At 41.9% G+C, this 15,080-nt stretch carries 11 protein-coding genes and 1 pseudogene; 3 read left to right on the plus strand and 9 right to left on the minus strand.

Translation table 11 applies throughout. The features are described 5' to 3' along the window. Positions 1-7: 7 nt before the first annotated feature. The 6 genes from ABWU87_RS01270 to ABWU87_RS01295 all read right to left on the minus strand — a co-directional run bounded on the left by ABWU87_RS01270 (position 8) and on the right by ABWU87_RS01295 (position 5,853). A complete protein-coding gene (locus tag ABWU87_RS01270; RefSeq protein WP_353332531.1) occupies positions 8-1,132 on the minus strand; it encodes a hypothetical protein in 1,125 nt (374 codons plus the stop codon). Between the two features lie 48 nt (positions 1,133-1,180). Further along, positions 1,181-2,059 (minus strand): lipoyl synthase, encoded by an 879-nt coding sequence (gene lipA / locus ABWU87_RS01275; RefSeq protein WP_353334495.1) that lies wholly within the window; start codon positions 2,057-2,059, stop codon positions 1,181-1,183. Between the two features lie 18 nt (positions 2,060-2,077). Continuing rightward, the gene (locus ABWU87_RS01280) at positions 2,078-4,285 is read right to left on the minus strand and encodes a S9 family peptidase (protein ID WP_353332533.1); all 2,208 of its coding nucleotides are present in this window, start codon (positions 4,283-4,285) and stop codon (positions 2,078-2,080) included. Between the two features lie 232 nt (positions 4,286-4,517). Beyond that, positions 4,518-5,054, minus strand: coding sequence for a hypothetical protein (locus tag ABWU87_RS01285; RefSeq protein ID WP_353332535.1), 537 nt, complete (start codon positions 5,052-5,054; stop codon positions 4,518-4,520). Positions 5,055-5,066: 12 nt separating this feature from the next. Beyond that, on the minus strand, positions 5,067-5,396 hold the full coding sequence (locus ABWU87_RS01290; protein WP_353332537.1) for a hypothetical protein: 330 nt from the start codon (positions 5,394-5,396) through the stop codon (positions 5,067-5,069). Positions 5,397-5,625: 229 nt separating this feature from the next. Then, the gene (locus ABWU87_RS01295; RefSeq protein WP_353332539.1) at positions 5,626-5,853 is read right to left on the minus strand and encodes a hypothetical protein; all 228 of its coding nucleotides are present in this window, start codon (positions 5,851-5,853) and stop codon (positions 5,626-5,628) included. A 559-nt stretch (positions 5,854-6,412) separates the two neighbouring features. Here ABWU87_RS01295 and ABWU87_RS01300 point away from each other — a divergent pair. The 3 genes from ABWU87_RS01300 to nagB are packed head-to-tail and all read left to right on the plus strand — an operon-like array spanning position 6,413 to position 9,432. Then, on the plus strand, positions 6,413-7,339 hold the full coding sequence (locus ABWU87_RS01300; protein ID WP_353332541.1) for a TIGR01212 family radical SAM protein: 927 nt from the start codon (positions 6,413-6,415) through the stop codon (positions 7,337-7,339). Positions 7,340-7,383: 44 nt separating this feature from the next. Beyond that, entirely contained in the window at positions 7,384-8,583 is a 1,200-nt protein-coding gene (locus tag ABWU87_RS01305; protein WP_353332543.1) for an FprA family A-type flavoprotein, read from the plus strand. Between the two features lie 36 nt (positions 8,584-8,619). Continuing rightward, the gene (gene nagB, locus ABWU87_RS01310; RefSeq protein ID WP_353332545.1) at positions 8,620-9,432 is read left to right on the plus strand and encodes a glucosamine-6-phosphate deaminase; all 813 of its coding nucleotides are present in this window, start codon (positions 8,620-8,622) and stop codon (positions 9,430-9,432) included. 106 nt (positions 9,433-9,538) lie between these two features. Here nagB and ABWU87_RS01315 read toward each other — a convergent pair whose 3' ends face one another. The 3 genes and pseudogenes from ABWU87_RS01315 to ABWU87_RS01325 form a co-directional block, all read right to left on the minus strand. After that, the gene (locus ABWU87_RS01315) at positions 9,539-10,153 is read right to left on the minus strand and encodes an L-threonylcarbamoyladenylate synthase (protein ID WP_353332547.1); all 615 of its coding nucleotides are present in this window, start codon (positions 10,151-10,153) and stop codon (positions 9,539-9,541) included. 171 nt (positions 10,154-10,324) lie between these two features. Continuing rightward, positions 10,325-12,862: pseudogene (locus ABWU87_RS01320) on the minus strand (AsmA family protein); the annotation flags it as partial. Positions 12,863-12,873: 11 nt separating this feature from the next. Then, on the minus strand, positions 12,874-14,886 hold the full coding sequence (locus tag ABWU87_RS01325; RefSeq protein WP_353332549.1) for an AAA family ATPase: 2,013 nt from the start codon (positions 14,884-14,886) through the stop codon (positions 12,874-12,876). Positions 14,887-15,080: the final 194 nt, after the last annotated feature.

The raw sequence follows: 15,080 nt of genomic DNA on the forward strand, positions 1-15,080 counted from the left end.
ATACGGTTTACTTAAACTCTTCGCTGAACAATACCGCATCTTTCAACTGTTCGTATTCATCTTCGAAGCAGTCTCCAAAATAACCTTTGTTCAGGTTTGATTCAATTTGCTGTATAGTCCACAGCTTCCCATCCTGGAATCGGGGATTACAGAGCTGGCTGTCATCTTCCACATAAAGTATATATAGGTAGATAAGACGATTGGTTTCCTCGTTTTTGAATCGATATTTAATGCTGAACCTTGGATCGAGTTCTTCATTCTCTGGAAAATATTTTCTGAGAATCCTTTTTACCCCATCTTCCGGCTTCTCTTCATACTGTAAATACGTTTCCATTGGGAGGTCTATTTTTCCCGGATTGTAGTTGAACTTTTCGGGGCGTCGACAAAGAAACATCATGCCGTTTGATATCACGGCAATGCGGATAACCGGATTCAGATATCTGTTTTTGTAATAGTATGCCTCGAAACTGTATTTCTTATCGATAACTTCACCCTTTTCGTTCAGTACAGGAATGTTATCCACCCGTCTTGCTAATGAATAAAGCATTGACAGTCCAATCTGACTAATGATAATAGCTGAAATGAAAATCGTCGGAGGCAGAATATGGAGCAGGATTAAACTGGTTCTTGGCCCCAGGGGCGAACCGAATATAATAAATAGCGAAGTAATGATAAAATGAGGGATACATAAAAGTTGTATCAATCTTGAATAAATTGCTCCTGAGTTGATGCTATGCATAACATTTTCATCATAACGAGAGCTGTTCACCCTTAATATCAGTTTCTTTATTTTTCTTCGTTCGTAAAGAAGGATGGAGACAAAGATAATAACCCCTATCTCCGCATAAAAGGGCAACATTCCCTTGGGTATGCTGATAGCCGGGATAAAGGTGGATATGCCAAGCAAGATGAGCAGAAGGGTGGATGCCGAAGAAAGTATCGGACTTCCTCCAAATCCAATCAAAAAATAAAGCAGAGCCGAGAAACATATACTGGTGATAATGCTTATATAAATAGCTGTCGGATCAGGCAAGAATTCACTGAGGAGCATGCAAACAGCTATTGGCAAAATTCCGATGGTGCCATTTATTATAAATAATCCGGACGCTTTTTTAATGAAAGAAATTCCCATATAATCACTTCTATTTTAACATAGAACAATTTTTCTTTCGATTGGTTCTTATTTTGTCGGATTCTTTAAAATATGTTTCTCTGCATGATATGACGAACGAACAAGTGGAGCGCTTTCTACCTGTTTAAATCCTTTTCTCAGACCGGATTCTTTGTAAGCATCGAACTGAACTGGAGTAATATATGCCGCAACCGGGAAATGTTTGTGAGACGGTTGCAGGTATTGCCCGATGGTCAGAATCTGGCAACCTTGCTGCAGAAGGTCGTCCATCAACTCTTTCACCTCTTCGGGTGTTTCTCCCAAACCAACCATGATTCCCGATTTGGCAACCAGACCACTTTGTGCCACTCTTGCAATGACTTTCAGGCTGGTTTCGTAATTTGCCGCGCTTCGTACAACAGGGCTGATGCGGCGCACAGTCTCCATATTATGCGAAATGATATCGGGTTTAGCCTCAATAACCATATCTACCAGCTCCATTTTCCCTTGAAAATCGGGAATCAGCACTTCGGTGGTTGTTTTCGGATTGAGATGTTTAATCTCGCAAAGGGTCTTTGCCCAGTGTGATGCCCCCAAGTCGGGCAGGTCGTCCCTGTCCACCGAGGTGATTACTGCATGCGAAAGATTCATCAACCGGATTGATTCAGCCACTTTTTTCGGCTCTTCCGGGTTTAGCGGAAGCGGTTTCCCGGTTAGGGTATTGCAGAATTTGCAGGAACGGGTACAAACATCCCCGCAAATCATAAAGGTTGCAGTTCCTTTCCCCCAGCATTCCCCCATATTAGGGCAACGTCCGCTACTACAAATGGTATGCAGCTTGTTCGATTCAACAATCCGCTTTGTATCTGTGTAGCGCTCGTTGCTTCCAATACTTATTTTTAACCACTCCGGTTTCTTGACTCTTTCCATTTTGCTTGTGTTCTTGATAGTATTTTCTTAAAGATATTACAGATTGTTCTTGAAGAACTCTGTAATGCGTGTAAATAGATGGTTGCGGGTGTTTCCTCCATAAATACCATGGTCGCGGTTGGTGTAAACCTGCATTTCAAACTGCTTGTTGGCTTGTACCAATTGCTCGCAATATTCCGCTACATTCTGGTAGTGCACATTATCATCAGCCGAACCATGTATAATCAGTAGTTTTCCGCTTAACTTATCAGCACGTGTAAATGCCGATGAAGCTGCATATCCGTCGGCATTCTCCTGCGGGGTGCGCATAAAGCGTTCGCCATAGGTAGTATCGTAAAACTTCCAGTCGGTAACAGGAGCCACGGCAACGCCTGCCTTAAACGCGGCACTTCCTTCACTCATACTCATAATGGTGTTGTATCCGCCAAAGCTCCATCCCCAAATGCCGATTCTTCCTTCATCCACATAAGGCAGCTTGTTTATGTATTTGGCCGCTTCCACCTGGTCTTTCGCCTCTTTTACCCCAAGTTGCATGTAGGTGCATTTGGTAAACTCTTCGCCACGGCCACCGGTTCCACGTCCGTCTACACAAGCAATGATAAATCCTTGTGTGGTCATGTACGCTTCCCATCCCAGTCCGTTTCTTGTTTCTCCAATATTCCAGCGGTCTGCCACCTGTTGTGTGCCCGGTCCGCTGTATTGGTAAAGGATAACCGGGTATTTCTTCGATTCAGAGAAGTTGGCAGGCTTCATCATCCATCCGTTTAATTTCACACCTTCGGAAGTGGTGAACGAGAAGAATTCCTTTTTCGGCATCTCCATCTGGGCGATAGCCTCTTTTATTTTGGCATTGCTCACAAGCACGCTCAGTTCCTTTCCCTTATTGTCGTTCAGCGTAATTACCGGCGGAGTGGTCAGGTTTGAGTAAGTGTTGATAAAGTATTTCATTGTGCTTGCAAACATGGCACTGTTTGTTCCTTCTTTCTCGGTGAGTTTTGTCTTTCTCCCTTTGATGTCGATGGCATATACAGCTTTCCGAAGCGTATTTCCTTCATTGCTTTCATAGTAGAAAGTGTTGGTTGCAGGGTCCCATCCATGGTATTTGCTCACTTCAAAGTCCCCTTTGGTCACCTGCTTAATCAGGTTGCCGCCAATGGAGTACCAGTAGAGGTGGTTAAACCCGTCCTTTTCGCTCATAAAGCTGAAATTGTTGGGATAGAACTCAATGTTATCCAAGCTGTTTTCGCCGATGTAGTATTTACTTTCATCTCTAAGAATCAGTTTGGCAATGCCCGAACGAGGATTCACAAAGTACATGTCGAACTTGTTCTGTGTACGGTTCAGGGTCATTACAGCCAACTTGTTCTCATCTTTAGTAAAGCGGATGCGTGGGATGTAATCCTCCTTTTTGATTGGAATATCCAGTTTGCGGGTTACCTTCGATTTAATATCGAATGAGTGTACAGTAACTAACGAGTTAACGTGGCCGGCTTTCGGGTATTTGTAGGAATAGGCTCCAGGATAGTACTCAAATTGGTCGATGGAAGGAGATTCTCCTTTAAACAACTGAATGGAGTACATCGGCACTTCCGATTCGTCGAAGCGTACGAAAGCAATCATCTTATTGTCGGGGCTGAATTCAAGTGCGCGATTGAAGGAGAACTCCTCTTCGTAAACCCAGTCGGGAATACCGTTAATCACTTTACCGAATTTCCCGTCTGTAGTAACTTGCGATTCACTGTTGCCATAAAGGAACTTCACCAAGAAGATATTATTATCTCTTACAAAGGCAACCATATTGCCATCCGGCGAGAAGGTAGGTACCTGCTGAGGGCCGCCGTCGGATAGTTTTTCCACTACATTTCGTTTGATGGTGTAAACGTAATGAACAGCCGTAAAGGAATGGCGGTAAATATGCTGTGTCTCTGTCTGAATCAGGATTTTTGTTTCATCAGGTGAGAGCTGGTAATCATCAAAACTCTTGAACTTGCATTCGCGGGCGGTTGCCACATCGAAAAGGGTTTCCACCTCTTTGCCGGTTTTGAATGAATACTTCACAATGCGTTTCTTGTCCTTGCTTATCATTGTGTAATGTTCACCATCGGCCATAGGCACCACTTTACCTAATCTTTCGCCGTAATATTTGCCTTCTACAGCATCTTTAAATGTCAACACCTTGCCGCCCTGTGCAAAAACAGTCAATGTAAGCGCGCAAAATATCAATAGAAAACTAATTTTTCTCATGTTGCAATAATTCTGATTTCTGTTATGTCCTGCAAAAATAAGTAATTTAATCGATTATGCAGAGTGCATCTCTTAAAAGTTTTCTTTGATATGAATAGCTTGTATAAGATACAATCTGAGGTTTAATAAAAGAATGGTGAGTCTGCACCCACCATTCTCTATTCAATTTTTACATATCATTTTAATTAATTATTTTTATTCTTCTCTTCTTATATTTGTATATTACCTATATTTAATGAATCAATACAAAACTCCCTAAAAATAGGCTAATATCTAAAATGATTATGAACAAAGTGACAAACCCCCATATAATTTTCTTGTTTTTCGGAATTTGATCAAATTCACTAAAATATTCAAGATATTTATCATTTTGAAATAATAATTTCTGGCATATAAAATATCCTGGCATTATAATAAGAATGAGATATAGAATTATGTATAATATATTCTCATAAATACAACTATACAAGTTTTTAAAATCTAGAACAGTCTGAAGAATGTTAAAAATACTTGCTGTAAATAAGATAAATATTACTCCGATTTCACCACCCGCCCATATAATACTTGAGCCATGTTTGGGATTATTCATCATTTCTCTATAATAATCGTTCATCTTGGGCATACCAATTTTTTCTTTATGTCTTCTTACCGCTGGAATTTTATTTATCCAATAAAATGGAAGTGTATAGTTCAATGCAATGCTGAAACTTATATCCCATCTGTATAACATATAGTGAATCATATTCCAAAACCATTCAATTTTCTTCATTTTAATTAATAATTATTGATTAAAAAAACTTTCTACAAGAGTGCTACCTCCCCAAGCTCCACCACAGGAACCAATAAGACCACCTCCTATTGTTCCAGATATTGCACCGACACCTTCAAAATATAGCCCTATTTGCCATCCTAATATCGCTCCTGAAGCTGCTCCTATTTCAAAGCCAATCTTTGCACCTGCCCATCCACCAACTGCTCCTGCTATTGCTTTATTTGAATTATTTCCTAAATGATTCCCATCTTTAAGAAATGCATTTTCTACTTGAAGGATATTAACTCCTACACTAATCCAGATTGTTGTTTTTTCTATATTTTTTGCTTTTAAAATCATACTTTTAGTTAAACCATTAATAACAGTAGTCTTGACTAAAACATCTATAAGATCATTAGCTTTACCTAAGTAATATAAAGTTTGATCAACAAATTCTGTATTTCTTTTGCATTCCCATAAATTATATTTTGCATAATTCCCTCCAAGAGTTAATAGTAAAAGTACCTCCTTTTAAGAGTAAACTAGGTAAAATAACCATTCAATTTTCAATCTGTGATTTACCTTCAATCTAGTGACCATTCATATTTATGATGTTGAACATTTTTAAATGTTCGTATCCGGTATAGCCTCTATTTTTAATCCACAATGTACGATTATCTTTATCTGTCCAATCATAAGGATTTAATCTTGCTCCCCATTGATCATATACATATTTTTCTGCCAAAGTTCCGTTTTGGTCTGTCTGTGCTATCAAAGATCTCTGGTTGTCCATATAACCGTAATACAATGTTTCCACACTGTCATTTTTTAACAACACTGCGCTGCCTCAAAGATAATGGATCTTTTTAAAATTTTCTACATTCAATGTGTATGTAATGGCTTAAAAGAATCTTTTATTCTTTTTCCAAAACGAAGAGATACCAATCTACAAGTGTTCATTTTGCTGTATGTAATGTTTAGAGGACAGGAGTCTGGATCGTATAAAGTGAAACTTAAGATACTTTTGGATATAAATGCTGTAAACAACTGTATGGCTCTAAAATGAGGTTATCGGCAGATAAAATAAAAAGAACCTGTTGTATTGTTTTTTTTCTGTACAGAAGAATGCATTCTTTTGTACAAAACAATCTTTTCTTCTGTACAAAACAATGCATTCTTTTGTACAAGGAATTACGAATGTATAACGTAAGAATCGGAAAAGAAAACAGCCTCCCGCTAAATGAATGGCACGATGTAAAATTCCTTGTTAGTGTTGATGCATCACCCTGAAGGAGGGCTTATGACTGGTGGGGTATGAATTCCTTCGCTTATTTGGAATAAATTGCGTACCTTTGCGTTTTAATTAAGAAAATAGCATGAATCAGAAACCCGCCTATAACGACTTTTCTACTTTTCTTCGAAATCATTTTGAATGTAAAGTTCAGAAAATTTCGCTTAATGCCGGCTTTACTTGTCCCAACAGGGATGGGGTAAAGGGGAAGGGCGGTTGTACCTACTGCAACAATCAGACGTTTAACCCGGAATACTGCAAGACAGAAAAATCTGTAAAAGAGCAGTTGGAAGAGGGTAAGCTGTTTTTTGCTCGTAAATATCCGGATATGAAGTATTTGGCCTACTTTCAGGCATACACAAATACTTATTCGGAACTTGAAGAGCTGAAACAGAAATACGAAGAAGCTCTCAGCGTGGATGGGGTAGTGGGGCTGGTTATCGGAACCCGTCCCGACTGCATGCCCAATGAACTGCTTGATTATCTGCAGCAGCTGAACGAAAAAGCGTTCCTTTTGGTGGAATATGGCATTGAAAGTACCAACGATGCTACCCTGAAGCGCATAAACCGTGGGCATACGTATGCCGAAACAGTAGATGCAGTGCAGCGTACCGCTTCCAGAGGAATACTGACCGGTGGGCATGTGATTCTTGGTTTACCCGGAGAAACGCACGATGATATTGTGAATCAGGCAGAACGATTGTCGCAACTTCCGCTCACTACCCTGAAGCTGCATCAGCTTCAGCTGATTCGCGGCACACGCATGGCGCACGAATTTGAAGAGCATCCCGAAGAATTTCATTTGTACGAGGTGGATGAATACATAGACCTGGTGATTGACTATGTGGAACGGCTCCGACCGGATATTGTTCTCGAAAGGTTCGTGTCACAGTCTCCAAAAGAGTTGCTGATAGCTCCCGATTGGGGATTGAAGAACTACGAATTTACTGAGCGTGTGAAGAAAAGAATGCGTGAAAGAGGCGCATATCAAGGAAAATTATATAGATATTGAGATAAAAAGATTAATTTTGCTGTTGAATATAAAAGGATAGTAATATGCAACATAAAAATATAATTAAGGGAAAAGTTCACTACGTTGGTGTGAACGACAGAAACAAGCATCTTTTTGAGGGTATGTGGCCGCTGCCTTATGGCGTGTCTTACAATTCGTACCTGATTGATGACGAGCTTGTAGCACTTATAGATACCGTGGATGTGTGCTATTTTGAGACATATCTCCGCAAAATTAAAAGCATCATCGGCGACCGTCCCATTAATTATCTGATTATAAATCATATGGAACCGGATCATTCCGGCTCAATCCGCCTGATAAAACAACATTATCCCGATATTGTCATTGTGGGCAATAAGCAGACTTTCGGCATGATTGAAGGTTTTTACGGAGTAACCGGCGAACAATACCTGGTGAAAGATGAAGACTATCTGGCTTTGGGACATCATAAACTGAAGTTCTACATGACACCGATGGTGCACTGGCCCGAAACCATGATGACATTTGATGAAACAGACGGCATCCTCTTCTCGGGAGATGGATTCGGAACTTTCGGAACTTTGGATGGTGGCTTTATCGATTCCCGCATGAATGTGGATAAATTCTGGGATGAAATGATTCGTTACTATTCAAATATCGTAGGAAAATATGGCTCTCCGGTGCAGAAGGCGCTTCAAAAACTGAGAGGACTGAATATATCAGCCATTTGTTCCACCCACGGACCAGTGTGGATGGAGAACATCTGTAAGGTAATTGACCTCTACGATAAGCTAAGCCGCTATGAAGCCGAAGAGGGGGTGGTTATCGTCTATGGAAGCATGTACGGCAATACCGAACAGATGGCGGAAACCATCGCGTCGGAACTCTCGGCCTGCGGAATTAAAAACATCGTGATGCACAATGTTTCCAAATCGAACCCATCATACATCCTGACAGATGTCTTTAAATACAAAGGATTGATTATCGGAAGCCCTACTTACAGCAATCAGCTTTTCCCGGAAATTGAATCAATCCTCTCTAAGATTGAGGTGAGGGATGTGAAGGGACGCTACCTGGGTTACTTCGGTTCTTTCTGCTGGGCAGGTGCAGCCGTAAAGAGACTGGCCGAATATGCCGAAAAGAGCAAATTCGAAATCGTGGGCGATCCGGTGGAGATGAAGCAAAGCATGAAAGATATTACCTATACTCAGTGCGAAAACCTGGCAAAAGCCATGGCCGATCGCCTGAAAAAAGACAGAATATAAATTATTTAAAATATTAATACTTAAAGCATTATTGTTATGAGACTAATCATTCAACCTGATTATCAGAAAATTTCTCAGTGGGCTGCAAATTATGTAGCAGCAAAAATCAACAAGGCTTGTCCTACTGCTGAAAAACCATTTGTGTTAGGCTTGCCTACAGGTTCTTCTCCTCTTGGAATGTACAAAGCATTGATCGATTTATATAAGAAAGGCGTTGTTTCTTTCAAGAACGTGGTAACTTTCAACATGGACGAGTATGTTGGACTTCCAAAAGAACACCCTGAAAGCTATCACTCATTTATGTGGAACAACTTCTTCAATCATATCGATATCGTTGCTTCCAATGTAAATATCCTGAACGGAAATGTAGCTGATCTGGATGCTGAATGTGCACGTTACGAAGCAAAGATCAAAGAATGCGGCGGTATCGACCTGTTCTTAGGTGGTATTGGCCCTGATGGACACATCGCATTCAACGAACCGGGTTCATCTCTTACTTCACGTACTCGTATCAAGACTTTGACAACAGATACAATCATTGCAAACTCTCGTTTCTTTGAAAACGACGTGAATAAAGTGCCTAAGACTGCATTGACAGTTGGTGTGGGAACAGTGCTTTCAGCAAAAGAAGTGCTGATTATTGTAAACGGTCACAACAAGGCTCGTGCATTGTATCACGCAGTTGAAGGTTCTATCACTCAGATGTGGACTATCAGCGCTCTTCAGCTTCACGAAAAGGGTATTGTTGTTTGTGACGATGCTGCTGCTGATGAACTGAAGGTGGGTACTTACCGTTACTTCAAGGATATCGAAGCTGATAACCTCGATCCTGAAACTTTGCTGAAGTAATCACTTCTTATCAAAAATAGTGAAAGCCCCGCTGATAAACCTCATGGTATCAGCGGGGCTTCCTTTATTTATTCTTTCGAACGGGCTGTTTCTTACGAAATATGTATCACACCTCTTCCAGGATTCCTTTTCCCTGACGCGTAATTTCTGCTTCGCCCGATGTGCAGTCTACAATGGTTGATGGTTCAATGCCTCCTATGCCTCCGTCAATTACCAAGTCTACCATACTGCCAAACTTCTCGTAAATCAGTTCGGGGGTAGTGAGGTATTCTATATCTTCTTTCTCATTCCAGGGAATGGTGGTTGTTAATATAGGAGCTTCCAGTTGTCTGCAAATTTCCCGGATAATTGCATTGTCGGGAACACGGATACCTACTTCTTTCCTGTTTTTGAAAATCTTAGGAAGACGGCTGCCAGCCATCAGAATGAAAGTAAATGCTCCCGGCAGGTTTCGTTTCATGAGTTTAAAGATGGAGTTTTCCACTTTGGCATATTCGCTGATATTGCTCAGGTCGTAGCAGATAATGGAGAGACTCTTCTTCTTAGGGTCGATATCTTTGATGCGGCAGATGTTTTCAACCGCGCGCACCTGCAGGGCATGGCATCCGATGGCATACACCGTGTCGGTGGGGTAGATTACCACCCCTCCGTCACGAAGTACCTGAACAATCTGTTCAATATCCTTCGGGCTATTATTCTTTTCGTATAATTTGATCAGCATTTTAGCATAATATTATTCACCCTTTGCTTTTTCAATCAGCTTATCGCCCTGTGCTTCGGCTTCCTTCACCAGTTTATCCGATTGCTTCTGGGCTTCCTTCACCAGTTGTTCGCCGGCTTTCTGCGCAGCCAACTTCTTCAGGATGTTACCTCCTGCCTTCTCTGTCAGGGCATCTGCCTGTTTCTGTGCTTCTGCTACCAGTTTATCGCCTGCTTTCTTGGCTTCTGCCACCAAAGCATCCTTCTGTTTCTGAGCATTGGCAAGATCTACTCCCAGCTTTTTCCCCAATTCGCCCAGTGCTTTCTCTTTTACAGCGCTTACTGCCTGCTTGGCCATGCTTTTTGTATCGATTGAGACTTTAGGAGATGTAAATGTTCCGCCAATCTTCAGGTCGAGTGTACTTAGCTGTGCCAACGAACCAGTTGAAGCCGGCAGCTTTATCTTGCCCGAATAATCGATTGTCTGGTCAAGTCCGGTAGTTCCGGATAGGTTAAGTACCGTTTCCCCAAGTTTAATATCAAATGGTTTTGTGGCAACCCTTCCGTCTTTGATGGCGAAATCAATCTTCAAATCTTTCACTTTCATGTTTTTCAGGCTCTCTTTCTTCACGGCAGTGGCAATCTGGTCGATCACCTTTACACCACTCAGGCTGACATCCTTGGTAGAGATGCTGCCACCTCCTTGCATGGAGTTGAACACCGGAGTGAGTTCCTGATCGAGCTTGCTGGTAAAGTTCATATTTCCCGAGAAGCTCCCTTTGATGTTTTCGAAGATAGGAGCCAGTTTTTGTACCATATCCATTTCCTTGTAAGCTTGTGCAAAAGAAAGGTTGTTCATCTTGAATCCGGCGTTCAGGTCCGGGCTCTTTACACTGGCCGCAGTTGAGTATGAACCATTCATTACAATTGAGCCGCCCATAGTGTTCATGGAGAGGTTCTGCATATCCACCTTGCCATCTTTCACAAGCATTTTCCCGTTCATGTCGTTGAATGTCATCTTGTCGAAGAGCACCTTTTTCATATTAGCGGTCATGTTGAAGTCAATATTCTTCGGAATCTCAATGGCCGATGTGGCAGCACTTGCTTTTGCAGGCGCAGTGGTTGTGGCAGTTCCCGTCGTAGCTGTTGTAGTGGCGGTGGTTCCCATGAAATCGTTCAGGTTGAAGTAATTCGACTTGATGTTCATGTTACCTTTAATGGTTTTGTTTTTCAGGGCGTAGCCCATGTAGTTTTCAAGTTTGCAATTGGCTGTGATATCATTCTTGCCAATCTTTACTGTAGTTTCACTCAGGTCCAGGTATTTGGGCGAGAAGGTGAAAGTTGATTTCTGAATATCCACATCGGGCATATCCTTCATCTTCAGAACCATATTCGACAACCTTAATGAACCGGATGCCTGGAACTTGTCGTATTGTTCTTTCTCGATGTACGACATGCGTCCGGCCATATTTACATCTGCCGAGACGGTTCCGTTAAGGTGCATACCCTCTTCGAGCGGATATACCTGTTTAATCATTCCCAGATTCAGGGTACCTTTCGCACTTCCCTTTACGTCAGGGTCGCTCACCGGTGTCTTGATAATGGCAGTCAGACTGAACGGATTGCCTGCCATGCGGAAGCTGAACGGATTTATGTTCACTTCTGTTAAGTCTGCGCTTCCGCCCGGATTCTTCACGCTGGCATTAATGTTTATCTGGTCTACACCCATCGGAAGAGAAGGGTATCTGAATGTTGCATTCTTAACTACCATGCTCGCATTGAAAGCTGGCAGAGTATCGCCAAGCATGATACCTTTCGCATTGGCTGCCAATGAAACTGCTCCTGTAGTCTTTACCGATTCAAAATCCTTTGCATAGATAGCCGGAATCAGAGAGAGAACATCTTTAAACTGAACTTCATTGGTGTTGAGTTTCAAGTCCATGTCCATTGCTCCGTTCTTAAGCATGGCAACCCATCCGTCCACATTTGTCTTGATGGCATTCAGCTGGAATTCATTTTCCTTGAATGTGTATTTGCTGTTGGCCAGGTCTGCATCCAGATTCATTTTGGCTGTGATTACAGCATTGCTGATGTATGGAATGGCTCCCATCTTAAATGTGAATGCTTTACTTTCCGCTTCAATTTTTAGTGTGGAGCGGTCGGCGGTCAGGTCGCCCGAACATTCTGCATTTATTTCCTTCACGGAGGCATACATCTTTCCCTGACGGTCGTCATACACTACATTTAGATTGTCAGCCGTAGTATTCTTTAGCTTTAATCTGAAGGTAGAAGGTTTTTCGGCTTTTGCCGCTGCTGTTGTATCTGTTTTCATGATATCCCAGTTCGTCTTTCCGTTTTCGAGGACGATGGCGTGTATGTATGTATCCTCCAGACTGATTTTGGAGATGTCGTAGCCACTGCTTCCGAAAAGAGAGAACAGGTCGATAGCTGCCGTCGCTTTTCTGGATTTTACCAGTGTGTCGTTGTTAAACTCGCCAACTCCTTTTATGTAGAAATTGTTGAGCGTGATGGATGCTTTTGGGAAGTTCTTGAACAGGCTGATGTTCAGACTTTCAAAGTTGAACCGGGCATTTAGCATTTTGTTACCCTCTACCACTACAATCTTTTCTATCTTATCCTGAAAAGCATAGGGTAGAATTGCCATAATTGCCAGAATACATACAATTACAATTCCTGTAATCTTTAAATGTTTCTTTGTTTTCTGATTCATAATATTTGTTCTTAATTATTAGAATTATCTTTTCTTTTTTTCAACTCTTCGGCAATCCGCCAATGAATTGCAGCTTTTTCCTCTTCTCCAAGTCTGGCATAGGCGTCGCCCAACAGTTCATGCGATTTTGTATGCTCGGGTTTTATATCGCATGCTTTCTCCAGATCGGTAATTCCCTCTTCGATGTGATTCAGTTCCAGCTGAATTCTTCCCCGGTTGTATCTGGGTTTGAAAGCTCTCGGACTCAGCTTCACCGCTTCGTTGAGGCATCCCAGTGCCTCGGGTATCATATTGTCTTCAAAGAGTGTGAGTCCTTTTCTTACCCAGGCGTCCACCATCTTCGGGTCCAGTTCGAGTGCTTTATTATAATTGGCCAGAGCAGCCCGCAGATCATGTGCATGTGTCACACAATCGTTTCCCATCTGATAGTACTCTTTGGCGTACTTTTTCAGATTTTGCCGCTGTTCTTCCATTTTCCTCTTTATAGCAACGTTTTCTTCCTTTAATTTGTTTATGATTCCCAGCTTTTTCCGTATAAATCTTTTTACGATTGGTCTTTCAATGTCGTAGCGGGAGTGGATTGCTAAAAAGAATTGCTCCAGAAACTCCTCGAAATTGCCTTTATCAAATTGCTTTACAGCTTCTGAATACTGTATATCTGCTTGCGCTTGTTTCAGGGCTTTTTCAATAGCCATCTGATTGTTGAAACGCGAAGCGAACTCCACTATCTCTGGTTTTACGAAGATGTCGCCTCTTGAAATCAACTTTTTCAGCTGAATTCCTTCGAGTGAAGTGCAACGACTCAATGCCACGTATGCCTGACCACCGGCAAAGACTCCGCCGCTGAAATCGATAACCACCCGGCTAAAGGTTAGCCCCTGACTCTTATGTACCGTAATTGCCCATGCCAGACGGATGGGGTATTGCAAAAACACTCCAAGTTCCTCTTCTTCTATCTTTTTCTCTTTCTCGTTATATACGTAGCGGATGTTGCGCCAGCAGTCCTTGTTCACGTCGCATTCCCGCCCGTCGTCGGTCAGCACGTATATAGTCCCGTCTTCATCTATTCCCGATATCACTCCGATGGTACCATTCACCCACCTTCGTTCGTAGTCATTCTTGATGAATATAATCTGAGCTCCCACCTTCAGCTCCAGGTCTTTGGGGGTGGGGAGGCTGTTTTCCGGGAAATCTCCGGTTATCTCTCCTTCGAATACGACCGAGTCGCCCGGCAGTTCGGCCAGCTTCTTATTATTTATGTAATCTACATTGTCCCTGCGTGTGGCCAGTGTTATATACATATCTTGTTCGGCTTCTTCAATGCGGGTGTTGTATCGTGTGTTAAGCAGTTGCAGGTCGGCAGCTCCGGCCGTGTTGGTACGTATATGGTCCAGTACTCCCACAAACACTTTATCACTTTGCCGGTAGACCTTCCTCAGCTCAATCGATACCAGGTCAATTTCATTAAACACTCTTGCCGAGAAGAAAAAGGGAGAGGGGTAGAACCGGTTTAGAATCTCTCGTTCATCATTTTTTATGACAGGCTCCAGCTGATAGACATCGCCCACCAACAAAATTTGTTTTCCTCCGAAAGGTTCTCTCATATTGTTGGAGTAAACCCTTAACACCCGATCTACAAAGTCAATGATGTCTGCCCGTACCATCGAAATCTCATCAATGATGATTAGTTCTACCTCCTTAATCAACTTGCGGTGAGCCTTCCGGTATTTCAGGAAATCGTGGATGCGTCCTCCCTGCAAACTGAAGTTCGGGTCATCGGGCAGAAGCGGATAAAAGGGCAGTTTAAAGAAGCTGTGAAGTGTGCTGCCACCGGCATTGATTGCTGCAATTCCTGTTGGAGCAAGTACCACATGCTTTTTCCGGGTGTTTTCACAGATGTATTTCAGGAATGTCGATTTCCCTGTTCCCGCTTTTCCGGTGAGAAAGACTGATTGGCGGGTATATTGAATAAGATTCAGAGCATCCTGGAACTCTTTGTTATCTGTGTCGATCGTAAATTTCACGGTCCTGATTTTTAAATTAAATTACAAATATAGCATATTATGCGAAAATACAATAAATGATTTTATTAAATTCTAATAGCAAGTGAACAAATCAAAATATTAAATAATTTTGCTACGTCTTGCGATTGCAGGATTAACTTACGCGTGGCAACAATTGCCCGTTGATATTCGTTTTATATATTATAAACTAAACA

Source organism: Bacteroides sedimenti (assembly GCF_040365225.1).
Classification (GTDB): domain Bacteria; phylum Bacteroidota; class Bacteroidia; order Bacteroidales; family Bacteroidaceae; genus Bacteroides; species Bacteroides sedimenti.